Source organism: Klebsiella sp. CN_Kp100, from assembly GCF_040065315.1.
Lineage (GTDB): Bacteria > Pseudomonadota > Gammaproteobacteria > Enterobacterales > Enterobacteriaceae > Klebsiella > Klebsiella oxytoca.
Map to the genome: position 1 here is coordinate 92,769 of NZ_JBEAIJ010000003.1, position 22,566 is coordinate 115,334.

At 57.3% G+C, this 22,566-nt stretch carries 22 protein-coding genes; 9 read left to right on the forward strand and 13 right to left on the reverse strand.

The features are described 5' to 3' along the window. Nucleotides 1–49: 49 nt before the first annotated feature. The gene (locus ABLV12_RS03475) at nt 50–277 is read right to left on the reverse strand and encodes a YccJ family protein (protein WP_004100967.1); all 228 of its coding nucleotides are present in this window, start codon (nt 275–277) and stop codon (nt 50–52) included. A 20-nt stretch (nt 278–297) separates the two neighbouring features. Beyond that, the gene (gene wrbA / locus ABLV12_RS03480) at nt 298–894 is read right to left on the reverse strand and encodes an NAD(P)H:quinone oxidoreductase (RefSeq protein WP_004100968.1); all 597 of its coding nucleotides are present in this window, start codon (nt 892–894) and stop codon (nt 298–300) included. 374 nt (nt 895–1,268) lie between these two features. Between wrbA and ABLV12_RS03485 the strand changes: the two genes are divergently transcribed. After that, on the forward strand, nt 1,269–1,442 hold the full coding sequence (locus ABLV12_RS03485; protein WP_004100969.1) for a general stress protein: 174 nt from the start codon (nt 1,269–1,271) through the stop codon (nt 1,440–1,442). A 240-nt stretch (nt 1,443–1,682) separates the two neighbouring features. On the opposite strand, the gene rutG is transcribed toward ABLV12_RS03485, so the two are convergent. The 7 genes from rutG to rutA are packed head-to-tail and all read right to left on the reverse strand — an operon-like array spanning nt 1,683 to nt 7,104. Next, the gene (gene rutG, locus ABLV12_RS03490; protein ID WP_004100970.1) at nt 1,683–3,005 is read right to left on the reverse strand and encodes a pyrimidine utilization transport protein G; all 1,323 of its coding nucleotides are present in this window, start codon (nt 3,003–3,005) and stop codon (nt 1,683–1,685) included. A gap of 21 nt (nt 3,006–3,026) precedes the next feature. Then, entirely contained in the window at nt 3,027–3,521 is a 495-nt protein-coding gene (gene rutF / locus ABLV12_RS03495) for an NADH-dependent FMN reductase RutF (protein ID WP_064373038.1), read from the reverse strand. Nucleotides 3,522–3,530: 9 nt separating this feature from the next. Next, nucleotides 3,531–4,121: a malonic semialdehyde reductase gene (locus ABLV12_RS03500; protein WP_064396776.1), complete on the reverse strand. Its 591-nt coding sequence runs from the start codon at nt 4,119–4,121 to the stop codon at nt 3,531–3,533. Then, on the reverse strand, nt 4,118–4,921 hold the full coding sequence (rutD, locus tag ABLV12_RS03505; protein ID WP_064396779.1) for a pyrimidine utilization protein D: 804 nt from the start codon (nt 4,919–4,921) through the stop codon (nt 4,118–4,120). The genes ABLV12_RS03500 and rutD overlap by 4 nt, the downstream gene beginning before the upstream one ends. Continuing rightward, the gene (gene rutC, locus ABLV12_RS03510) at nt 4,918–5,310 is read right to left on the reverse strand and encodes a pyrimidine utilization protein C (RefSeq protein ID WP_348866777.1); all 393 of its coding nucleotides are present in this window, start codon (nt 5,308–5,310) and stop codon (nt 4,918–4,920) included. The genes rutD and rutC overlap by 4 nt, the downstream gene beginning before the upstream one ends. Continuing rightward, nucleotides 5,303–6,013 carry a pyrimidine utilization protein B gene (gene rutB / locus ABLV12_RS03515; protein WP_004100975.1) on the reverse strand — a complete coding sequence of 237 codons (711 nt, stop codon included), beginning with the start codon at nt 6,011–6,013 and terminating at the stop codon, nt 5,303–5,305. The genes rutC and rutB overlap by 8 nt, the downstream gene beginning before the upstream one ends. After that, nucleotides 6,013–7,104: a pyrimidine utilization protein A gene (rutA, locus tag ABLV12_RS03520; protein WP_064396782.1), complete on the reverse strand. Its 1,092-nt coding sequence runs from the start codon at nt 7,102–7,104 to the stop codon at nt 6,013–6,015. Before rutA ends, rutB begins: the two co-directional genes overlap by 1 nt. A 284-nt stretch (nt 7,105–7,388) precedes the next feature. Here rutA and rutR point away from each other — a divergent pair, with 284 nt between their 5' ends. Further along, nucleotides 7,389–8,027, forward strand: coding sequence for an HTH-type transcriptional regulator RutR (rutR, locus tag ABLV12_RS03525; protein WP_004100981.1), 639 nt, complete (start codon nt 7,389–7,391; stop codon nt 8,025–8,027). On the opposite strand, the gene ABLV12_RS03530 is transcribed toward rutR, so the two are convergent. After that, nucleotides 8,024–8,419, reverse strand: a complete 396-nt coding sequence (locus ABLV12_RS03530; protein ID WP_348866778.1) for a lysozyme inhibitor LprI family protein — start codon at nt 8,417–8,419, stop codon at nt 8,024–8,026. The two genes, rutR and ABLV12_RS03530, sit on opposite strands and share 4 nt — an antisense overlap. Nucleotides 8,420–8,613: 194 nt before the next feature. Beyond that, entirely contained in the window at nt 8,614–12,576 is a 3,963-nt protein-coding gene (gene putA / locus ABLV12_RS03535; RefSeq protein WP_004112096.1) for a trifunctional transcriptional regulator/proline dehydrogenase/L-glutamate gamma-semialdehyde dehydrogenase, read from the reverse strand. Nucleotides 12,577–13,132: 556 nt separating this feature from the next. Here putA and putP point away from each other — a divergent pair. Continuing rightward, nucleotides 13,133–14,641, forward strand: a complete 1,509-nt coding sequence (gene putP / locus ABLV12_RS03540) for a sodium/proline symporter PutP (protein WP_004100988.1) — start codon at nt 13,133–13,135, stop codon at nt 14,639–14,641. A gap of 112 nt (nt 14,642–14,753) precedes the next feature. Then, nucleotides 14,754–15,188 (forward strand): DUF3574 domain-containing protein, encoded by a 435-nt coding sequence (locus tag ABLV12_RS03545; RefSeq protein WP_004112099.1) that lies wholly within the window; start codon nt 14,754–14,756, stop codon nt 15,186–15,188. Nucleotides 15,189–15,317: 129 nt separating this feature from the next. Here the strand turns inward: ABLV12_RS03545 and ABLV12_RS03550 are convergent, their stop codons facing one another. Then, the gene (locus ABLV12_RS03550) at nt 15,318–16,502 is read right to left on the reverse strand and encodes a nucleoside transporter C-terminal domain-containing protein (RefSeq protein ID WP_163525346.1); all 1,185 of its coding nucleotides are present in this window, start codon (nt 16,500–16,502) and stop codon (nt 15,318–15,320) included. A gap of 272 nt (nt 16,503–16,774) precedes the next feature. On the opposite strand from ABLV12_RS03550, the gene efeU reads away from it, so the two are divergent. The 4 genes from efeU (at nt 16,775) to phoH (ending at nt 21,371) form a co-directional block, all read left to right on the forward strand. Then, nucleotides 16,775–17,605 carry an iron uptake transporter permease EfeU gene (gene efeU, locus ABLV12_RS03555; protein WP_004100994.1) on the forward strand — a complete coding sequence of 277 codons (831 nt, stop codon included), beginning with the start codon at nt 16,775–16,777 and terminating at the stop codon, nt 17,603–17,605. Between the two features lie 55 nt (nt 17,606–17,660). Continuing rightward, a complete protein-coding gene (gene efeO, locus ABLV12_RS03560; protein ID WP_064373056.1) occupies nt 17,661–18,788 on the forward strand; it encodes an iron uptake system protein EfeO in 1,128 nt (375 codons plus the stop codon). 4 nt (nt 18,789–18,792) lie between these two features. Continuing rightward, entirely contained in the window at nt 18,793–20,073 is a 1,281-nt protein-coding gene (gene efeB / locus ABLV12_RS03565; protein ID WP_160887664.1) for an iron uptake transporter deferrochelatase/peroxidase subunit, read from the forward strand. A gap of 509 nt (nt 20,074–20,582) precedes the next feature. Continuing rightward, entirely contained in the window at nt 20,583–21,371 is a 789-nt protein-coding gene (gene phoH, locus ABLV12_RS03570; RefSeq protein WP_348866780.1) for a phosphate starvation-inducible protein PhoH, read from the forward strand. 50 nt (nt 21,372–21,421) lie between these two features. Here the strand turns inward: phoH and ABLV12_RS03575 are convergent, their stop codons facing one another. Then, complete coding sequence (locus ABLV12_RS03575; protein ID WP_064396788.1) at nt 21,422–21,715, reverse strand: YciI family protein; 294 nt, start codon at nt 21,713–21,715, stop codon at nt 21,422–21,424. A gap of 96 nt (nt 21,716–21,811) precedes the next feature. Between ABLV12_RS03575 and ABLV12_RS03580 the strand changes: the two genes are divergently transcribed. Then, nucleotides 21,812–22,510 carry a hypothetical protein gene (locus tag ABLV12_RS03580; protein WP_160887662.1) on the forward strand — a complete coding sequence of 233 codons (699 nt, stop codon included), beginning with the start codon at nt 21,812–21,814 and terminating at the stop codon, nt 22,508–22,510. Nucleotides 22,511–22,566 lie beyond the last annotated feature (56 nt).

Sequence of the window (22,566 nt, forward strand, 5' to 3'; positions counted from 1 at the left end):
GGAAGCTCATGCTATAACTCCCGGAGGCGGTACTGCGTACCTGTCCGGGCTACACGTTCTTGCGTTCGATGGTTTGTTCGCCCCAGAACAGCGAGTCTTTGTCGGTTTTGGCGAAGGCGCGGGGCAGGACTTCATCGCTGCCTTCTTCCCAGATTTTCTCCGCCAGCTTTTCATCATAATTGGCGAGTTCAAAAATTGCCTCGGCAATTTCAGGAGATGTATTGCGCAGACTTGCCCATTCACCCACGCGGTGGGCCTTTGCTTCTTGATTCGGCATGCTTTTCCTCCTGCTGAAGATTAACCGTGTAATTTAACTGCCAGACCTGCAACGTGTTGACCCTGATAGCGGGCAATGGCCAATTCTTCTTCACTTGGCTGACGCGATCCGTCGCCGCCGGCAATGGTGGTGGCGCCGTAAGGCGTGCCGCCGCGAACCTGCGAGACATCAAACAGCTCCTGAGCGCCGTAGCCAATCGGCACAATGATCATCCCGTGGTGGGCAAGGGTGGTCCAGGTGGAGGTGATGGTCTGTTCCTGACCGCCGCCGGTACCGGTTGAGCTGAATACGCTGGCCAGTTTGCCGTACAGCGCGCCGGATGCCCACAGACCGCCAGTTTGATCGAGGAAGGTGCGCATCTGCCCGGACATGTTGCCGAAGCGGGTAGGGGTACCAAAGATGATGGCATCGTACTCAGCCAGCTCCTGCGGTGTGGCAACGGGGGCGTTTTGTGTTTTCCCGCCTGCTTTGGCAAAAACCTCTGCCTGCATGGTTTCCGGCACGCGCTTCACGACCACTTCCACGCCATCGACTTTGTTAGCCCCTTCGGCGACGGCATGCGCCATGGTCTCGATGTGTCCGTACATTGAATAATAAAGCACCAGAATCTTAGCCATTTGCATCACTCCTCGGTTGCGTTATGCGCCAGCCAGACGACTGGCTACCTTTAAAGATAAGATCTCTGGCGAAGAGTGCAAATGTAACAATCATTTGTTTGATTTATAACAAAAATGCAAAAAATAGCGGCTGTTGCAAAAAGATACATCTTTGGCGGCGCTATTTTAGGCTGTCATAAGAGTTGCTTAGCGCAGAATGTGCGCCATAGCGGCGGTTGTTATCAGAAATCTATTTCAGGATATGACTATCTGCCTACAGCCGCTTCTGCATTCGCTAACCTTAACAGTACGCGATCGGAAAATGGGATCGCGGAGGCTAAGGCCTTTTGTTTCACCTAATGCAGCATGATGTCTAACCTAAATGGAGGTCAGTAATGGCAAACCATCGTGGCGGTACCGGCAACTTTGCTGAAGACCGTGAAAGAGCATCAGAAGCAGGTCGTAAAGGTGGCCAGCATAGCGGGGGGAACTTTAAAAACGATCCTCAGCGCGCTTCCGAAGCTGGTAAAAAAGGGGGAAAAAACAGTCACGGCAGCCGCGATAGCTAGCGCCGTCCTGATTGTCTGCCGATAGGGGTTAATCTCCAGAGCAAACCCCATCGCCCTCGCCGCCGACGTGTAGTCGGCGGTTTTTTTTATCCCGATGCATGCAGATGCCGCTAAGCGGAAGTAGCCCCCGGCCTGCGGCTAATGCCTTAGCCGGGCTACGGGTTGGCGCTGTTTTGTCGCCCCGGTAAGCGCAGCGCGACCGGGGATTTCCCGGTACGGGTCTGCTGGCGTTGCACGCTTTCATACCGGGGTGACGTTGGTTTGCCCGGCCTCACGCGGACGGCGGTTAAGCAGAGCGTGGAGCAGAATCGCGCCGAAGGTGGCCGTGCCGATCCCGCCGAGGGTAAAGCCACCGAGCGAAAGCGCAAAATCGCCCGCCCCCAGCACCAGCGTCACTGCCACCATAATCAGATTCGCATTCTGGCTCAGATCCACCCGATTCTGTACCCAAATTCGCGCGCCCGCGACGGCAATCAGGCCAAACACCACGATCGATGCGCCGCCGATCACCGGTCCCGGAATGGTATGGATCAGCGCGCCGAATTTCGGTGAAAACCCAAGCAGCATCGCAATCAGCGCCGCCGCGACGAACACCAGCGTCGAGTACACTTTGGTGACCGCCATCACGCCGATATTCTCCGCATAGGTGGTCACGCCGCTGCCGCCAACCGAGCCGGAGAGCATCGTTGCCAGCCCGTCGCCGACGAAAGCGCGGCCCATATACGGGTCCATATTGCGCCCGGTCATTCCGGCAACCGCCTTCAGGTGGCCGAGATTTTCCGCCACCAGAATTACCGCCACGGGAGCGATCAGCATCATTGCCTGGCCGTTAAAGGTCGGGGCGGTCAGTTGCGGCAAACCGAACCACGCCGCCTGCGCAAGCAGGCTAAAATCCAGCGGCTTGCCCAGGCCGAGGCCGTTGGCCAGCAGCGCGTAGAGGGCGCAGGCGATAATCAGCCCGACGAGGATCAGCAGCCGCTGCAGCATCCCGCGGGTAAACACTGCCACCAGGCCGATGCAGAGCACGGTCAGCACCGCCATCCAGCCGTCGAACGGCGTCGCTGATACGCTGCGAACCGCAATGGGGGCCAGATTAAGACCAATCGCCATCACCACCGCGCCGGTGACCACTGGCGGCATCAGCCGCTCAATCCAGCGGGTACCGAGTTTCATCACTACCAGACCAATCAGGGTATACACCAGTCCGCAGAGGATAATTCCGCCCAACGCGACGCTAAGGTGCGGGTTAAGCCCCTGGCCGTTGAAGCCGGTGACGGCGATGACCACGCCGACAAAGGCGGCGCTGGAACCAAGGTAGCTCGGCACGCGCCCGCCGGTGACCAAAAAGAACAGCAGGGTGCCGACGCCGGACATCAGGATCGACAGGTTAGGATCTAACCCCATCAGGATTGGCATCAGAACGGTTGCGCCAAACATCGCCACCGCGTGCTGAACGCCCATCACCACGGTTTGCCCGACCGACAGCCGTTCATCGGGGGCCACGACGCCGGACGCGGCGGAGGGGGAGGTTAACTGCCAGCGAGGAAAATCGAAGAGAGCCATGATGAGATCCTGGGTTTAGGGTTAACAGGCTGGACGCATCAGCGTGTGGTAGCCGCGATCGAACCACATCAGTCCACGCGGTTCCGGATGGCGAACAATCGCCGCCACTTCGCAAAACAGAATGTCGTGCGTCCCGACGCTGACGATCTGGCTGATGCGGCAGTCGAAGCTGACCAGCGCTGCCTCCAGACGCGGGCAGCCGGTCGCGCCGGTTTGCCAGTCGGCGGCGGCGAAGCGCTCCGCCATCGGCGTTTTACCGCCGAAAAGGTTCGAGAGTCCTTCCTGACCGGCCGCCAGGGTATTAACGCACAGCGCCTGATGCTGGCTGAAGATCGGCCATACCGAGGCTGAACGATTCAGGCAGACCAGCAGCGTGGGCGGCGCGTCGGTGACGCTGCAAACCGCGCTGGCGGTAAATCCTGCGCGGCCTGCGGGACCATCGGTGGTGATAATGTTCACCGCCGCCCCGACGTGGGCCATGGCGTCGCGAAAGCTTTGTTTATCGGTAAGAGACATGCGGGCTCCTTATACCAGCTGGCAGGCATCATCAAAGGGCAGACGCGGCAGGCGCGCGTACAGTTTACCGGGTTCGCCGTAGCCGATATTAATCAGCAGGTTGCTTTTCCAGGCGCCGTCGGCAAAAAACGCCGCATCGACTTTTTCGCGGTCAAAACCCGACATCGGGCCGGTATCCAGGCCCAGCGCGCGGCAGGCGAAAATCAGGTATGCCGCCTGCAATGAGCTGTTGCGAAAGGCGGTCTCCTCCGCCATTTGCGAACTGGAGGTAAACCAGCTGCGGGCGTCGCCGTGGGGGAACAGCTCCGGCAGCCGGTCATAGAACGCGCGGTCCCAGGCGACAATAGCGGTGACCGGCGCCTGCAGGGTCTTCGCGATGTTGCCGCTCGACAGGGCCGGGCGCAGCTTCTCTTTACCTTCCGGGGTGCGGACGAAAACGAAGCGCGCCGGGGAGCAGTTGGCGGAGGTCGGCCCCATTTTCAGCAAGTCGTAGAGTTCGCGCAGCTGCGCGTCGCTGACCGGCTTATCCAGCCAGCCGTTGTGGGTTCGGGCCTCGGTGAACAGCGCGGCGCAGGCTGCCGGGCTAATAGCTTCGCTCATAGGTTCTCCTGGGGTACGGGCAGCATCGCGGCCAGCCCGTCGTATAAAATAGGGTTAAAGGTGGCGCTATCGGTGACGTTGCAGGCGTGGCCGCCCCAGGCCATTTCCACCAGTTGGCTGTCGGGGATTGCCGCCTGTAGCAGGCGGGAGCAGGAGGCCGGGACCAGCAGATCGTCAGCGGCGCTGATAACCAGCGTCGGGCAGACGATGGCTGCCGCCCGGCGCGAAAAGTCGGCCTGCTTGAGAGCATTCAGCCTTTTCAGCAGATTCTCTTTGCCCTGGAAATGGCTGATGGCGAGCGCGTCTTCGGCCTCCAGACGCGGCAGGCGAGAAGCCATCCACTCCGCCGGATAGAGGAACAGCGGCTGCGCTTCTACCCACGCCTGCGCGCCACCCGCGTGCAGCAGGCGCTCGCGCACCAGGAAGCAGCGGCGGGTATGCGGGGAGAGCGTCAGCCAGCCGTTCACCAGTACCAGGGCGCTTATCGCTTCGGGATGGTCCAGCGCGAGTTGCATGCCAATCAGCGCCCCCAGGGCGTGGCCGATCAGCGCAAAGCGCCCAATACCCGCCTCCAGCAGCGCCGCGTAGAGTTCCTGCGCCATCTGCGCCATGCTATAGCTGGCGGGCAACGGGCCGCCGTTTTCGCCGGTGCCGTTGTGGTCATAGCTCACCAGATGGTAGTGCGCTTCCAGCGCCGAACGCTGCGGCAGCCAGTAGCCGCCCGCGCCGCCGAGCCCGGCGCTCAGAACCACCACCGGCGCGCCGGGATAAGGCGCCGGGGAGATATTCAGCTTCATCATGTCGGTTTCCCGATATGGGCGACGGTGGCGATCTCCACCAGCGCTTCGGGCTTCACCAGCCCGCACTGAATGCAGAAACGCGCCGGTTTGTCGCCGGGGAAGAACTCCGCGTAGACTTCGTTAATCGCGGCGTAGTTTTTCCAGTCGGTGATAAAGATGCTGCTGAAGGTCACATCCGCCATACTGCCCCCCGCCGTCTCGATAACGCTCCTGATGGTTTCCAGCACGTGGCGGGTTTGCGCCTTTGGGTCGCCGATGTAAACCACGTTATTTTGCTTATCGAACGGCAGGGTGCCGGAGACGTAAACCACGCCGTCGGCCAGCGTGCCGGGAACAAACGGTGCGATAGGCGCGGTGGTGCCTGGCGGAATAATCACCTGTTTAGGCATAACGTTTCTCCTCGGTAAATGCGTGCGGCGCGGCGGGCTCAAGGGCATTACAGAAGCTGGCGACATCGCTGACCCAGCCAAAGAAGGTTTCGATATTAAACAGCGCCGCCTGCTGGGCAAACGCCGGACCGGCCTGGTGCGTAGCGTCCTCCAGCACGATGCCGAAATATTCGAGGAAAAAGCCGTCGCGCAGGGTTGATTCCACGCAGACGTTGGTGGCGATTCCGGTAAACACCAGATGGCGGATGCCGCGGCTGCGCAGGATGCTGTCGAGCGCGGTATTAAAGAAGCCGCTGTAGCGCGGTTTCGGCAGCACGATATCGCCGGGCTGCGGCTTAAGCTGATCGACCAGCTGATAGTCCCAGCCGCCTTTCGCCAGCAGCTTGCCCTGCAGCTCCGGGTTCTGGCGCATGGTTTTCAGCGCGTTGGATTTATGAAAATTGGGCGAACCGGGGCCGCCGGCCTCCACGTACTGGTCATCCCAGCCGTTCTGAAACCAGATAACCAGCATCCCGGCGGCGCGCGCGGCGGCCACGGCGAGGTTGATATTGTCGATAACCGGTCGGGTGGTGGAAACATCAAAGCCGGCGAGGTCGAGATAGCCGCCCTGGCTGGCGTAGGCGTTCTGCATATCGACGACGATCAGCGCGCTTTGTAGCGGCGCGAAGGTCAGGGATTCCGGGCGAGCGGGCAGGGTAATCATCAGGCAACCTCTTGAGTCATGGTGGCAATATGGTCGCGGCAGCGCATCAGCGGCTGAATGCGCTGTCCAAAGGCTTCGATACCGATAAGGAAATCATCAAACGTCAGCAGCACGCCGTCGGTGCCGGGAACCGCCGCCACCTCGTCGAGCATACGGGCGACATTGGCGTAGGAGCCCACAAGAGTGCCCATGTTGATATTGACCGCCGAGGTGGGATCGGCCATCTGGCGCACGTTGGTGTCGCTGCCGGAACGGGTGTCTTTCTGGCTCTGTTCGGTCAGCCACGCCAGCGCCTCGTCATCCGCGCCGGCTTTGTAATGCTCCCATTTGGCCCGGGCTGCCTCGTCGGTTTCGTCGGCAATCACCATAAACAGGACGTAGGAGCCGACGTCGCGGCCGGTTTTTTCCGCCGCCTGCATCATCCGGGCGGCGGTGGGGGCAAAGGCGGCAGGGGTGTTCACGCCTTTACCGAAGCAGAAGTTATAGTCAGCGTGTTGGGCGGAGAACGCCATACCGGCATCGCTTTGCCCGGCGCAGATGACCTTCATCGGCTGCGACGGCTGCGGGCTGACCCGGCAGTCATTCATGGTGAAGTAGTCGCCTTTGAAGTCGCTGCGCCCGGTTCCCCACAGGTCGCGCAGGACCTGGACATATTCGGTGAGGTAGTCATAGCGGCTGGCAAAATAGTCATCGCCCGGCCAGATGCCCATCTGCTCGTACTCCGGCTTTTGCCAGCCGGTGACCAGATTGACGCCAAAGCGGCCGCCGGAGATAGAGTCAATGGTTGAGGCCATGCGGGCGACAATCGCCGGGGGTAAGGTCAGGGTGGCGGCGGTGGCGTAGATCTGGATGCGTGAAGTCACGGCGGCCAGTCCGGCCATCAGGGTGAAAGACTCCAGATTATGATCCCAGAATTCGGTTTTGCCGCCGAAGCCGCGCAGTTTGATCATCGATAGCGCGAAATCGAAGCCGTAATGTTCGGCTTTTTGCACGATAGACTTATTGAGCTCAAACGTCGGCATGTACTGGGGAGCATGGGTGGAAATCAGCCAGCCGTTATTACCAATCGGAACGAAGACACCAATTTTCATACCTACCTCTCTGCATGTCGTTGAACAAGAAGGCGCGGCGCTGCATCCTGCATCTCCCTCAATCACCTCGCCTGAAAGATAAAGCAAAGGCGATGCCAGTTTTACAAAGGCTAATGTTATTAATGTGTTGCGTTATGGTTGCTGAAAATGGCGGCAATAAAAGTGGACTGAATGGTCAAAATCGGTGCACGAAAAAGCCGCAGTCGTGCGCAATCGGGGTGCACAGAGTCGTGCCGGCGCTGGGCTTTTGCTATGCTGATGGCGGGAAAAGAAGGAGATAATGCATGGCACAGGGCGGCGTGAAAAAGATCGGCAAACGTTCACAGGCGGTGAGCGCAAAAAAAGAGGCTATTCTGGCCGCCGCGCTGGACGCGTTCTCGCAGTATGGCATTCACGGCACGCGGCTTGAGCAGGTTGCCGAGCTGGCCGGGGTGTCGAAAACCAATTTGCTCTATTACTACCCCTCGAAAGAAGCGCTGTATATCGCGGTGCTGCAGCAGATCCTGGCTATCTGGCTGGCGCCGCTCAAGGCGTTTCGTGAAGACATCAGTCCGCTGGTGGCCATCGGCGAATATATTCGCCTTAAGCTGGAGGTTTCCCGCGATCACCCGCAGGCGTCAAAGCTGTTTTGTCTGGAGATGCTGCAAGGTGCGCCGCTGCTGATGGGCGAGCTGACCGGCGATCTGAAAGCGTTGGTAGATGAGAAGTCGGCGATTATTTCCGGCTGGGTTGAGAGCGGCAGGCTGGCGCCCGTCGACCCGCAGCATCTGATCTTTATGATCTGGGCGACTACGCAGCATTACGCCGATTTCGCCACTCAGGTTGAGGCGGTAACCGGCGCGACGCTGCGCGATGAGGCGTTTTTTCAGCAAACCGTCGATAACGTCCAGCGGATGATTATCGAAGGGATTCGGGTGCGTTAATTGGCGGGCGGCAGCGGGCAGCTCTGATCGCCATCCTCGCACTGCAGCAGCGAAGCGAGATACGACTCGCGCTCGACGGTTTTATCGGACATGCACTGGTTGATCAGCATCGGCTGTACGCTGCCGCCTTCTGCGCCGGAGGCGAGGAATTGACAGTCGGCGTCGCGCAGGGCAATCCACGTCAGCTGCGCTTTTTTCAGCAGTTCCTGCTGTTTTTCAGAGGTGCGCTTCAGCGCTTCCTGATACGTTTCATTTAATTTTTTGTCGTCAGCCTGGTACTGCTCGGCGGTGCACTGGTTCATTTCCGTTTGATTGCTGGCGTTGCTACATTCGTCCGCCAGCGCATGGGTGCTTGCCAGCAGCGCGGCAAAAGCGAGTAAAGTGCGTTTCATTGGTCAACTCCCATAAAAAAAGCTCCCGTCCGGGAGCCTTAATTAACCACAGCCTGCGTCTGGTGTCATTAGCTGACGTTGTGCCGTCTGCTTTCCCGGGGGCGGCGCGGAGCGCCTTGCCCGGGCGACAGGCCTACAGCCGTCTGCGATCCGGTAGCCCGGACAGATGCGCAGCATCGCCGCCGGGAAACGGCTTAGCCAATCGTCATCAGGCTGGCGTTGCCGCCGGCTGCGGCGGTATTGACGCTGAGCGAACGTTCAATATAGAGCCGCTCCAGCAGCAGATTGCTCTCGCCGCGGGCGAAGCCCTGCACCGAAACAATCGCGCCATCGCGCGCCGCTACCTGTTCACACAGCTCACGCAGCTGATCGGAATCGCCGTGGTAGATAACCGCATCGAAAGGCTCGCTCGCCAGGGTTTCCGCTTTGGCAAAGTGGATCCGTTCGCTGACTTCGCGCGGCAGTTTTTTTGCCAGCTCGCGCTGCAGAGGCGCGTCAGGCCACAGCACTTCGCACCCCACGGCGGTCACGCCCGCCAGCTGGGTGAGCGCGTCCTGCTCGTTATCGGCGACGCACAGCACGCGGTCGCGCGGCATAAAGGTCAGGGTGTTGCGCTCACCGGTTGGGCCTGGAAGCAGACGCTGGGTACCGGCCTGCGCCTGTTCGCTGAACTGTTGGCACAGGGCCTGCAGTTCCGGGCGGTCTTTAGCCCACTGCTGTAACGCGAGCAGCGGTTTCTCCAGCAGCGTTTTCAACTGCGCGTCCAGCGGGTACTCCGCATCCTGGCGGGCGAGGGTGATCCCGACTGCGTTCTGCGGCCGGCTGGAGAGCAGTCGGTACAGATACAGCGGGCCGCCGGCTTTTGGACCCGTACCCGACAGGCCCTCGCCGCCGAACGGCTGCACGCCGACCACGGCGCCAACCATATTACGGTTGACGTACAGGTTGCCGACGTTGGCGTTGCCGGTGACCTGCGCGATGGTTTCGTCGATACGGGTATGCACGCCCAGGGTCAGGCCATAACCCGAGGCGTTGATCTGCTCAACCAGCCCGTCCAGCTCGTTGCGGTTATAGCGCACCACGTGGAGCACCGGGCCGAAGACCTCTTTTTTCAGCTCGTCGAAGCTGTCGAGTTCGATCAGCGTCGGTGGAACGAACGTACCGCTGGTCCACTCGCGCGAATCTTCACTGGTTTCGCGCACCGCCTGGAAGACTTTGCGCCCTTTGGCGCGCAGCGTCTGAATATGGCGCTCAATGTTCTCTTTGGCTTCGGCGTCAATAACCGGCCCGATATCGGTAGTCAGGCGGCCCGGATTGCCCATCCGGCACTCGGCCATCGCGCCGCGCAGCATCGTCAGCGTATGGTCGGCGATATCATCCTGCAGGCAGAGCACGCGCAGCGCAGAGCAGCGCTGTCCCGCGCTGTCGAACGCCGAGGCAAGAACGTCGATCACCACCTGTTCGGTCAGGGCGGAAGAGTCAACGATCATCGCGTTCATGCCGCCGGTTTCAGCGATGAGCGGCGTCGGGCGACCCTGAGCATCCAGGCGGCTGGCGATATTGCGCTGCAGTAGCGTGGCGACTTCGGTTGAGCCGGTGAACATCACGCCGCGAACGCGCTCGTCGGAAGTCAGCGCCGCACCGACGGTTTCTCCGCGGCCCGGCAGCAGTTGAATAACCCCCGGCGGTACGCCCGCTTCCAGCAGGATAGCGACGCCCTGAGCGGCGATCAGCGGCGTCTGTTCGGCGGGTTTCGCCAGAACGGTGTTGCCGGCCGCCAGCGCGGCAGCAATTTGGCCGGTAAAGATTGCCAGCGGGAAGTTCCACGGGCTGATACACACTACCGGGCCGAGCGGACGATGGGTTTCGTTATCAAAATCCGCGCGCACCTGGCCTGCGTAATAGTGCAGGAAATCCACCGCTTCACGCACTTCGGCAATGGCATTGCTGAAGGTTTTTCCCGCCTCGCGCACCAGGATACCCATCAGCGTTGGCATCTGGCCTTCCATCAGTACCGCAGCGCGTTCGAGGATCGCCGCGCGCTCCTGCGGCGGGGTGGCGAACCAGATCGGCGCGTTGTTGACCGCGCTGGTCAGCGCCAGCTGAACTTCAGCCTCGCTGGCTTCGCGCACGTGGCCGACGATATCTTTTGGCTCCGCCGGGTTGATGACTGGCTGCATTTCGCCTTCGGCAACCGGCTGTTCCAGCATCGGCAGCGCCTGCCATTTATGCAGCGCGCTGTTTAAGAGCGAGGAAGAGAGGGAGGCCAGGCGATGCTCGTTGGCCAGATCCAGACCGGCTGAGTTACTGCGCCCCTTGCCGTAGAGATCGCGCGGCAGCGGGATTTTCGGATGCGGCAGGCCAACCTGACCTTCCTGCTGGGCCAGTTTTTCCACGGCGGCGACCGGGTCAGCAACCAGCTCATCCAGCGGCAGGGTGCTGTCGGCGATGCGGTTCACGAACGAGGTGTTAGCGCCGTTTTCCAGCAGGCGACGCACAAGGTAGGCCAGCAGCGTTTCGTGGGTGCCCACCGGCGCATAAATACGGCAGGGACGGTTGAGTTTGCCATCGGCGACTTTGCCGGTCACCTGCTCATACAGCGGTTCGCCCATGCCGTGCAGGCACTGGAACTCATACTGACCGGGGTAGTAGTTTTGTCCGGCGAGCTGATAAATCGCTGCCAGGGTGTGGGCGTTATGCGTTGCGAACTGCGGATAGATCAGGTTCGGCACCGCCAGCAGCTTTTTCGCGCAGGCCAGATAGGAGACATCGGTATAAACCTTGCGGGTATAGACCGGATAGCCTTCGAGCCCGTCCATCTGCGCGCGTTTGATTTCGCTATCCCAGTAGGCGCCTTTTACCAGACGAATCATCAGGCGGCGACGGCTGCGGGTAGCCAGGTCGATCAGGTAGTCAATGACGAACGGGCAGCGTTTCTGATAGGCCTGGATCACAAAGCCAATCCCGTTCCAGCCCGCCAGCTCCGGCTCAAAGCAGAGTTTTTCCAGCAGATCGAGCGAGATCTCCAGGCGATCGGCCTCTTCGGCGTCAATGTTGATACCGATATCGTACTGGCGAGCCAGCAGGGTTAGCGATTTCAGGCGCGGGTAAAGCTCATCCATCGCGCGATCGTACTGGGCGCGGCTATAGCGCGGATGCAGCGCGGAGAGTTTAATCGAAATGCCCGGCCCTTCATAAATCCCCCGGCCGTTCGAGGCTTTGCCTATGGCATGAATAGCCTGCTGATAGGAAACCATATAGGCCTGGGCATCGTCAGCGGTCAGCGCCGCTTCGCCCAGCATATCGTAGGAGTAGCGGAAGCCTTTGTCTTCCAGCTTGCGGGCATTGGCCAACGCTTCGGCGATGGTTTCGCCGGTGACGAACTGCTCGCCCATCAGGCGCATCGCCATATCGACGCCTTTACGAATCAGCGGTTCGCCGCTCTTGCCGATAATACGGTTCAGCGAACGCGACAGGCTGGTTTCGTTATGGGTCGAGACCAGCTTGCCGGTAAACAGTAGCCCCCAGGTGGCGGCATTGACGAACAGCGAGGGGCTGCGGCCGATATGCGATTGCCAGTTGCCGTTGCTGATTTTGTCGCGGATCAGGGCATCGCGGGTGGCTTTGTCGGGAATGCGCAGCAGCGCCTCCGCCAGGCACATCAGGGCCACGCCTTCCTGCGACGAGAGCGAGAACTCCTGCAGCAGGCTCTGCACCATTCCTGCGCGGCCGCTGGCGGTTTTCTGGTTGCGCAGCTTCTCCGCCAGCTGATATGCCAGCTTGTGGGCCTGCTCGCCGAGATTCTGCGGCAGGCGAGCCTGCTCCAGCAGCATCGGCACGGCGTCGGTTTCGGCCCAACGCCAGGCGGCGGTAATTGACGCGCGGGAGACGGACTGCGGCAGGATCTGCTCAGCGAATTCGAGGAACGGCTGCCAGGGCTCATCGCCCGGACTGCCCGTTTCATCGCTTTCGTTAGCCGCGCCGGAAAGTAACGCCGGTAGCTCAGGCAGCGTCTCGTCGTTTTCCAGCTTTTCCAGATAATTGAAAATGGCCTGCTTAATCAGCCAGTGCGGCGTACGGTCAATACGGCTCGCCGCGGATTTAATACGTTCGCGCGTCGCGTCGTCAAGTTTTACACCCATGGTGGTGGTGCCCATGTCAGGAACTCCTGTTATTGGTCATTCGCTTTATCCTTCAACCCGCCTCTTTATTGGCTGCATTACCACGCTCCGGCCACAAGGTTAACGATGTCGCCGGATGCTGATAAATTTGCCGCCCGGACGCCGAGTGATTGATTTGGCGAAGTTCGCTTCTGTGCAGTGATGAGGTTGCGTAGAAATATCTACCATGTTGCAACTTTGTGCAACCTTGTTAATTGAGAATTGTGCTGCAGGCCTGAAATTGCCGTAATTGTTAAATTGTATGGCGTTAATAGCAGCTATTCATTCCCTTTATATTTGGGGTTTTATCTGCGTGACTTAACACTTTTACGTGGTGCAACCGATAAAAACGTGAGAGAGTGCAACCTATTACAAAATGAAGTTTGGTCCCCGATGCATTTAGTGTAAATGCTGTGTTAAATCATTTGTGAAAAAACAAAGCTTCCGTCAGGATACGGTCGCCCAATACAACCAATAGGCCATTGCCCCGTTCCGGTAGTGGATAAAACGACAAATCTGGACGCTGTCGACAAAAAATTCTGGAGATTTTTACATGGCTATTAGCACACCCATGTTGGTGACTTTTATTGTTTATATTTTTGGCATGGTACTCATCGGTTTTATTGCCTGGCGTTCGACAAAGAACTTTGATGATTATATTCTCGGCGGCCGCAGCCTTGGCCCATTCGTCACCGCGCTCTCCGCCGGCGCTTCAGATATGAGCGGTTGGCTGCTGATGGGGCTGCCCGGCGCAATATTTATCTCCGGGATTTCCGAAAGCTGGATTGCCATTGGCCTGACGCTAGGCGCATGGATTAACTGGAAGCTGGTGGCGGGGCGTTTGCGGGTACACACCGAGGTGAATAATAACGCGCTGACGCTGCCGGATTATTTCACCGGCCGTTTTGAAGATAAAAGCCGGGTGCTGCGAATTATCTCGGCGCTGGTGATTCTGTTATTTTTCACCATCTATTGCGCATCCGGTATTGTGGCCGGCGCGCGTCTGTTTGAAAGCACCTTTGGCATGAGCTATGAAACCGCGCTGTGGGCCGGCGCGGCGGCAACCATTATTTATACCTTCGTCGGCGGTTTCCTTGCGGTGAGCTGGACCGATACCGTCCAGGCCAGCCTGATGATATTTGCCCTGATCCTGACGCCGGTCATGGTGATTATTTCGGTCGGCGGCTTTGGCGAATCGCTGGAAGTTATCAAGCAAAAGAGCATTGAGAACGTTGATATGCTGAAAGGGCTGAACTTCGTGGCGATTATTTCGCTGATGGGCTGGGGGCTGGGCTATTTTGGCCAGCCGCATATCCTGGCGCGCTTTATGGCGGCGGACTCGCACCATAGCATCGTACACGCCCGTCGTATCAGCATGACCTGGATGATCCTCTGCCTGGCGGGGGCCGTAGCCGTTGGCTTCTTCGGCATCGCTTACTTCAACAACAACCCGGGCGTGGCGGGCGCAGTTAATCAGAACGCTGAACGCGTCTTTATCGAACTGGCGCAGATTCTGTTCAACCCGTGGATTGCCGGGATTCTGCTGTCGGCGATCCTGGCGGCGGTCATGTCGACCCTGAGCTGCCAGCTGCTGGTTTGCTCAAGCGCCATCACCGAAGATCTGTATAAAGCGTTTTTGCGTAAAAATGCCGGTCAGCAGGAGCTGGTATGGGTTGGCCGCTTTATGGTGCTGGCCGTGGCGCTGGTCTCCATTGCCCTTGCAGCGAACCCGGAGAACCGTGTGCTGGGGCTGGTGAGCTACGCCTGGGCCGGCTTCGGCGCTGCGTTTGGTCCGGTGGTGCTGTTCTCGGTGATGTGGTCGCGAATGACGCGTAACGGCGCGCTGGCCGGGATGATCATCGGCGCCGTCACGGTGATTGTCTGGAAACAGTTCGCCTGGCTGGGCCTGTATGAAATTATCCCGGGCTTTATTTTCGGTAGCATCGGAATTGTGGTCTTCAGCCTGCTGGGTAAAGCGCCTTCCGCAGAGATGCAAAAACGCTTTGCCGAAGCGGACGCCCATTACCACTCCGCGCCGCCGGTGCGCGCGACTGCCGAGTAATGCTCTGTCGCATCATCAAGCCCGCATCATGCGGGCTTTATTGTTTGTGACTCTTGCTAATCGATTGAAAATACGCTGATATCTGAGCATAAATATCAATGAGGGTAGCAAAATGAGTGTCAAACAGGGTGCGATGGCGTTAGTACTGGCAGGGATTTTAAGCGGCTGCGTAGCGCCCGCCGCGAAGATGGCCCCGGCGGCGGATGCTGATGCCTGCCCGGCGGATAACGCCATGGTGCAAACCACGCTTTATTTTGGCTTAAGCCGTCCGGCCGGGAAGGACATTACCGCCCAGGAGTGGCAGCAGTTCGTTGATCGCGACGTGACGACGCGCTTTCGCGATGGCCTGACGGTCTTTGACGCGCGCGGTCAGTGGCTCGGCAATGACGGAACCGTGGCGCGCGAGCAGAGCAAGGCGCTGATGCTGATCCATGGCAAAGATGCGAAGAGCGAAGAGGGGATTGAGGCGCTGCGCAATACCTATAAATCGCGCTTTGCACAGGAGTCGGTCATGCGCGTTGACCAGCCGGTCTGCGTGCACTTTTAATTGGCATCTGATGAAAGGCCCGGGTTGCGGATAACGCCTTACCCGGGCTACGCAACCTCAGCTCGTACGAGCTGCCTGCCCGGGCAAGGCGCTCTGCGCCGCCCCCGGGATCACAGGCAATAACTGCGGTTACAGTACCAGACCAGCAAAGCTGGCAGAGAGCAGGCTGACCAGCGTTGCGCTATACACCAGCCGCAGGCCAAAGCGGGAAACGATATTCCCCTGCTGCTCGTTCAGACCCTTAATCGCCCCGGCGATGATGCCGATAGAAGCGAAGTTGGCGAAGGAGACCAGGAACACTGATAAGATACCCAGCCCGCGCGGCGTCATGCTGGCAGCGATTTTTTGTAGCTCAATCATGGCGACAAATTCATTGGCCACCAGCTTAGTCGCCATAATACTGCCGGCGCTCAGCGCATCGCTTAGCGGGATACCAATCAGCCACGCCAGCGGATAGAAGACATAGCCGAGTATCTGCTGGAAGCTCAGGCCAAACAGGGTGGCGAAGAGCGCGTTAATGGCGCTAATTAAGGCGATAAAGCCAATCAGCATCGCCAGAATAATCATGGCGACTTTGAATCCGGCCAGAATATATTCACCGAGCATTTCAAAGAAGCTCTGCGATTCATGAAGCTTCTCAAGCTTGATCTCTTCCTCGCTGCCTGGTCGCGTCGGATTAATGATCGACAGCACAATAAAAGTGCTGAACATATTCAGGATCAGCGCGGCAACGACATATTTCGCGTCGAGCATACTCATATAAGCGCCGACAATGGACAGCGAAACCGTCGACATTGCAGTGGCCGACATGGTGAACAGGCGGCGCGAAGAGAGGTCGCCGAGCACGCCCTTATAGGCAATAAAGTTCTCTGATTGCCCGAGGATCAGCGAACTGACCGCGTTGAAAGATTCCAGCTTACCCATACCGTTAACTTTCGATAACAGGGTACCAATCAGGCGAATAAAAATCGGCAGAATACGCCAGTGCTGAAGAATACCGATGAGCGCGGAGATAAAGACAATAGGGCACAGCACGCCAAGGAAAATAAACGCCAGCCCTTTTTCACTCATGCCGCCAAATACAAAGTTGGTGCCTTCGGCAGCGAAGCCGAGCAGTGATTCAAAAAAGGATGCAATATTTTTCACTAGCCACAGGCCGCTTTCGGCGTGGAGAAAAAAGAAAGCCAGCGCAACTTCAATAATAATTAACTGGATAATATAGCGAATGCGGATTTTTTTACGGTCGTAACTGGCAAGCCAGGCGAGCGCGAGGATAACCGCCAGCGCCAGCAGGAAGTGCAGGAATTGAGTCATGTTGTTCATTTCGCAGTAAATAAGGCCGCCATTTAGCCACAGCTCTTCGGCCGGGTAAATATCCGGCGCAAAAAATCCCCTTATCCTGCAGGGATGGCTTAAGGCAGAGAAATAATTCCGTAGCTCATTATTTGTTAGCGATTAATTTACAAATCGTCATCATTCCCTACACATTTCACTTGTGTTTCTGATTATTGTAATGATAATCACTATCAGAAATATTTACCTAACTTTGCATCAATTGACTGCGGTTCACATTTAAGGGTTTTGGTATGTTTGTCCCATTTCTCATCATGTTACGTGAAGGCCTCGAGGCCGCGCTGATTGTCAGCCTGATTGCCAGCTATCTGAAACGCACCCAGCGCGGGAACTGGATTAGCGTTATGTGGATTGGCGTTTTCCTGGCGGCGGCGCTGTGCCTGGGACTGGGGATCTTTATCAACGAAACGACCGGCGAATTCCCGCAACGCGAGCAGGAATTATTCGAAGGCATCGTGGCGGTGGTGGCGGTGTGTATTCTGACCTGGATGGTCTTCTGGATGCGCAAAGTGTCGCGCAACGTCAAACAGCAGCTTGAACAGGCGGTTGATAATGCGCTTCAGCGCGGCAACCACCATGGCTGGGCGCTGGTGATGATGGTGTTTTTCGCCGTCGCTCGCGAAGGTCTGGAGTCCGTATTCTTCCTGCTGGCGGCGTTCCAGCAGGATGTGGGTATCTGGCCGCCCATCGGAGCGATGCTTGGGCTGGGAACGGCAATCGTTTTAGGATTCCTGATCTACTGGGGCGGTATCCGCATGAATCTCGGCGTCTTTTTCAAATGGACCAGCCTGTTTATTTTGCTGGTTGCCGCAGGTCTGGCGGCCGGGGCTATTCGCGCTTTCCATGAAGCCGGATTGTGGAACCATTTTCAGGACGTCGCCTTCGATCTCAGCAACGTGATTTCGACGCATACGCTCTTCGGGACGCTGCTGGAGGGGATTTTCGGCTATCAGGAAACGCCGACTATCAGCGAAGTGGCGGTCTACTTTATCTATTTGGTTCCGGCGTTGGTGCTGTTCGCGCTGCCGTCGGGCAATAACACCACCGCATCCCGAGCCGCGTAGTCGGGCATCGCGAATTCAAATAGTTACAACATACTTATCGAAAGGGATGGTCATCATGATGAATCATTTTCGTCGCACTGCGTTGCAGCTTACCGTTGCCGCGCTATTCAGCTCTGCAATTTACGCCCAGGCGGCCGATATTCCGCAGGTAAAAGTTACCGTTACTGACAAACAGTGCGAGCCAATGAACGTCACCGTCAAAGCGGGTAAAACTCAGTTCATCATTCAGAACCACAGCCAGAAAGCGCTGGAATGGGAGATCCTGAAAGGCGTGATGGTGGTTGAAGAGCGCGAGAATATCGCCCCCGGCTTTACGCAAAAGCTGACGGCAAACCTGCAGCCGGGTGAATATGATATGACCTGCGGCCTGCTGACTAACCCGAAAGGCAAACTGACGGTGACCGGAGAGGCGATCCAGGGTGCCGCGAAAGCCGATGCGCTGCTTAGCCTCGGCGAAGCGATTACCGCCTACAAAGCCTGGGTTAGCGCCGAGACTGCGCAACTGGTGAGCAGCACCAAAGCCTTTACCGATGCGGTGAAAGCAGGCGATATCGAGAAAGCAAAAGCGCTGTATGCGCCAACGCGTCAGCACTATGAACGTATCGAGCCGATCGCTGAGCTGTTCTCTGACCTTGATGGCAGCATTGACGCCCGCGAGGATGACTACGAGAAAAAAGCCGAAGATCCAAAATTCACCGGTTTCCACCGGCTGGAAAAAGCGCTGTTTGGCGATAACAGCGTCAAAGGCATGGATAAATACGCCGATCAACTACACGCTGACGTTATTGAGCTGCAAAAACGCATCAGCGAGCTGGCGTTCCCGCCGTCAAAAGTGGTTGGCGGCGCAGCCGGTTTGATTGAAGAAGTGGCGGCCAGCAAAATCAGCGGTGAAGAAGATCGCTACAGCCATACCGACCTGTGGGACTTCCAGGCCAACATTGACGGCGCGCAGAAAATCGTCGACCTGCTGCGTCCTCAACTACAAAAAGAGAACAGCACGCTGCTGGCAAAAGTGGATGCCAACTTCAAGAAAGTTGACGCCATCCTCGGTAAATACCGCACCAAAGAGGGTTTTGAGACCTATGACAAGCTGACGGATGCCGATCGTAACGCGCTGAAAGGCCCGATCACCACCCTTGCGGAAGATCTGGCCCAACTGCGCGGGATCCTTGGTCTGGATTAAGTCGATGGCAGAGCAAAAATACCCTATCAATGAACCGTCGCGTCGGCGGTTACTCAAAGGGATCGGCGCGCTTGGTGGCGCGCTGGCCTTGACCGGTGGCTGCCCGGTGGCGCATGCGGCAAAAGAGAAAAGCTCACCGGGTACGGTCTCCCCCGATGCGCGCATGGAAGCGCAGCCGTTTTATGGTTTGCACCAGGCCGGCGTGCTGACGCCGCAGCAGGCATCGATGATGATCGTCGCATTTGATGTCCTCGCCGGTGATAAAGCGGATCTGGAAAGGCTGTTTCGTCTGCTGACCCAGCGGATCGCCTTTCTGACTAAGGGGGGGCCCGCGCCGGAGACGCCGAACCCGCGGCTGCCGCCGATGGACTCGGGCATCCTTGGGCCGTGGATCGCCCCGGATAACCTGACGATAACCGTTTCGGTGGGGCATTCGCTGTTTGACGAACGCTTCGGTCTGGCCAGCCATGCGCCGAAGAAGCTGCAAAAAATGACCCGTTTTCCTAACGACTCGCTGGATGCGGCGCTCTGTCACGGCGATCTGTTGCTGCAAATTTGCGCCAATACTCAGGATACGGTGATTCACGCGCTGCGGGATGTGATTAAACACACGCCGGATTTACTCAGCGTGCGCTGGAAGCGGGAGGGATTCATCTCCGATAGCGCCGCGCGCAGCAAGGGTAAAGAGACGCCGGTGAATCTGCTGGGCTTTAAAGACGGCACCGCGAATCCATTGAGTTCGGATACTGCGTTAATGGACAAGGTGGTGTGGGTAACCGCCGATCAGGGGGAACCGGCATGGGCGACGGGCGGTAGCTACCAGGCGGCGCGGATTATTCAGTTCCACGTTGAGTTTTGGGACCGCACGCCGCTGAAAGAGCAGCAGACCATTTTTGGCCGCGAAAAACTGACCGGAGCGCCGCTAGGGATGGAGCACGAGCACGATGTGCCCGATTACCGTAACGATCCTAACGGCGAAATCATTGCGCTCGACAGTCATATTCGGTTGGCCAACCCGCGCACTCCGGAAACGGCCTCCAGCCTGATGATGCGTCGGGGCTACAGTTATTCGCTGGGGGTCACGAATTCCGGCCAGCTGGATATGGGACTGCTGTTTGTCTGCTATCAGCACGATCTGGAAAAAGGCTTCCTGACAGTGCAAAAGCGGCTGAACGGAGAAGCCCTGGAAGAGTACGTGAAGCCGATTGGCGGCGGATACTTTTTTGTTCTGCCGGGGGTCGTTGACCCTCAACATTATCTCGGTCAATCGTTAGTCGAAGCCTGACGTACCTGCCCTCCGGGGCAGGGCGTTTTCTGCTGTTTTTCCATTCATTTTTTGTATTTCCTGCCTTGTTTCATTTTTCTGTAATCTTATAGTCGGAAACTCTCCCGAGCCGCCATGAGAATTATTTGTTGTCTGTATGTGAAAAATAAGTTGCGCTTAGAATTATTTCTGATGTACTTATTACAGACGCGGTAGTTCTCGGCAGCAGTATCGTTTCATTATGGAGATCGCGAATGCCCGATTGCTGTAACGGAAAACGTCAAACCCGATACCGTACTCATCAGCACGGAAGCCCCACTTCCGGCCGCGATTTTCTCACCGCCAAATCATCCCCCTCTATCACAGAATATCTGAACCCAGGCAAGGTTATCGGTGCGCGTAGCCGTGACCCTCTGCCAATTCGTCAGGCAAGCAATGGCTTACAAGGAAGCCAAACCTCAATCGTTAGTGCGCATAATCGCGTCGAACGTGGCGCGTGTGATGTAAACCAACAACGCAAGGTGCTATCCATGGGAAGACAAAAAGCAGTGACCAGAGCTCGTCGTGAGGCCAAACGTGTGCTGAGACAGGATTCGCGAAGCCATAAGCAGCGCGAAGAAGAATCGGTCACATCGCTTGTGCAAATGAGTGGCGTAGAAGCCATTGGCATGGCGCGGGATAGCCGCGATCTATCGCCAATTGAAGCGCGCAATGAGGCTCAGGCGCTTTATTTGAACGCCATCGACAATAAACAGCTGATCTTTGCCACGGGCGAGGCCGGGTGCGGTAAGACCTGGATTAGCGCGGCGAAAGCTGCTGAAGCCCTGATTCATAAAGATGTGGACAGAATTATTGTTACCCGTCCCGTTCTGCAGGCCGACGAAGACCTCGGCTTCTTACCGGGAGATATCGCCGAGAAGTTTGCTCCCTATTTCCGCCCGGTTTATGACGTGCTGGTGAGAAGGCTGGGGGCTTCCTTTATGCAATACTGCCTGCGCCCGGAAATCGGCAAGGTGGAAATCGCGCCGTTCGCCTATATGCGCGGACGTACATTTGAAAATGCGGTGGTGATTCTGGACGAGGCCCAGAACGTGACCGCTGCGCAAATGAAGATGTTTTTGACCCGCCTCGGGGAGAACGTGACGGTTATCGTCAACGGCGACATCACCCAGTGCGATTTACCTTCAGGCGTGCGGTCGGGTCTGGCCGATGCGCTGGCGCGTTTTGAGGAAGATGAAATGGTGGGGATCGTGCGCTTTACGACGGACGATTGCGTGCGTTCAATGCTTTGCCAGCGCGCTTTGAAAGCCTACTACTGATAGTTTCTTAGTCTGCAAAGCCCGGGAAACCGGGCTTTGTTTTTGCTTAATTACAGCAAGGCCTGCAGTGAAGGGCTGGTCATCGTGGCTTCAAAGGGAATGATTTCGGCCTTCGCGACGCCAGATTGCTGAAATGGGTCCAGGCTTAACCGATTTTGCAGCGCAGTCATATCATCGCCTTTAGCCAGAATCACGCCCCCGGACCTGGGGATTTTACGCCCCGACGCGAGAAATATTCCCTCAGCATACCCTTGCTTAAGCCATTCCACGTGTGCGGCAAGCTGGGCATCTACTTCTTCAAGCGGTTTAACGTAAGTCAGAACAACAACGGCAATAGTGCTCATATTCCTTCCTGGATAGTGAGTGGTAACGCTTCGGCAGTTTATCATTAGCGTGGATAGTGTTTCAGGCTCTTTTATCACCTTTAGCGGGAGTGCGCTATGAATGAAAATAACAGCGGTTTGCTGAACTATATTGAATTGCTTAAGTCGCATGAAGCGGCTTTAAAAAACAAATTACTCGCCGGCGATAAAGGTAAATCTGACCGGTGGCTATTTATCGGGTTAGTGGGGATGGTTCTGGTTTCCTTTGGCGCAATGGGCGGGTATATGCTGATCAAGCCCTCAGGCCGCTGGCTTATTGATTTGTCGATCGTACTCATAGCACTTTCCTATGTAGTGCTGATTCTCATGCCAATCATTAAAATCTACCAGCAGCGAAACACGATAAAATACTTCTTCACCATGCCGCTTAGCGCCAGCGTAGAACAAAATATTAAAAAAGAGGCCTTAACCGACGAGCGTTTTCTTGCGGATTTTGTACGCTTAGGCAAGCCTACCCTGGAGTTGGGGCTGCTCGAGATAAAGCACGAACGTGAGTTTCTGAGTAAAAGAATCAATCTTATTGTCGGCCCCGTCGATAAACTTGGTATTCTGCCAGGGATAATCTCTATGGTTATTACGTTAGCAAAACCTGTAGCAGGTCATGATTGGGTTATGGGGCTGGCATATGGCTATATCGGTCTGGTCGTTCTCTCTTTGTCGTTTATAAATTTATTGGTGAAGTACGACCGCGTCATATCGTTAACCGAGGTTGCTCTTTCGCGCTGCGATGAAGTGAAGGGCGATGTGCAGGGGTGAGGGCGGTCATAAAATGGCGGTGAATGATATGTAGCGAGAAGGATGGCCGCGCCGTG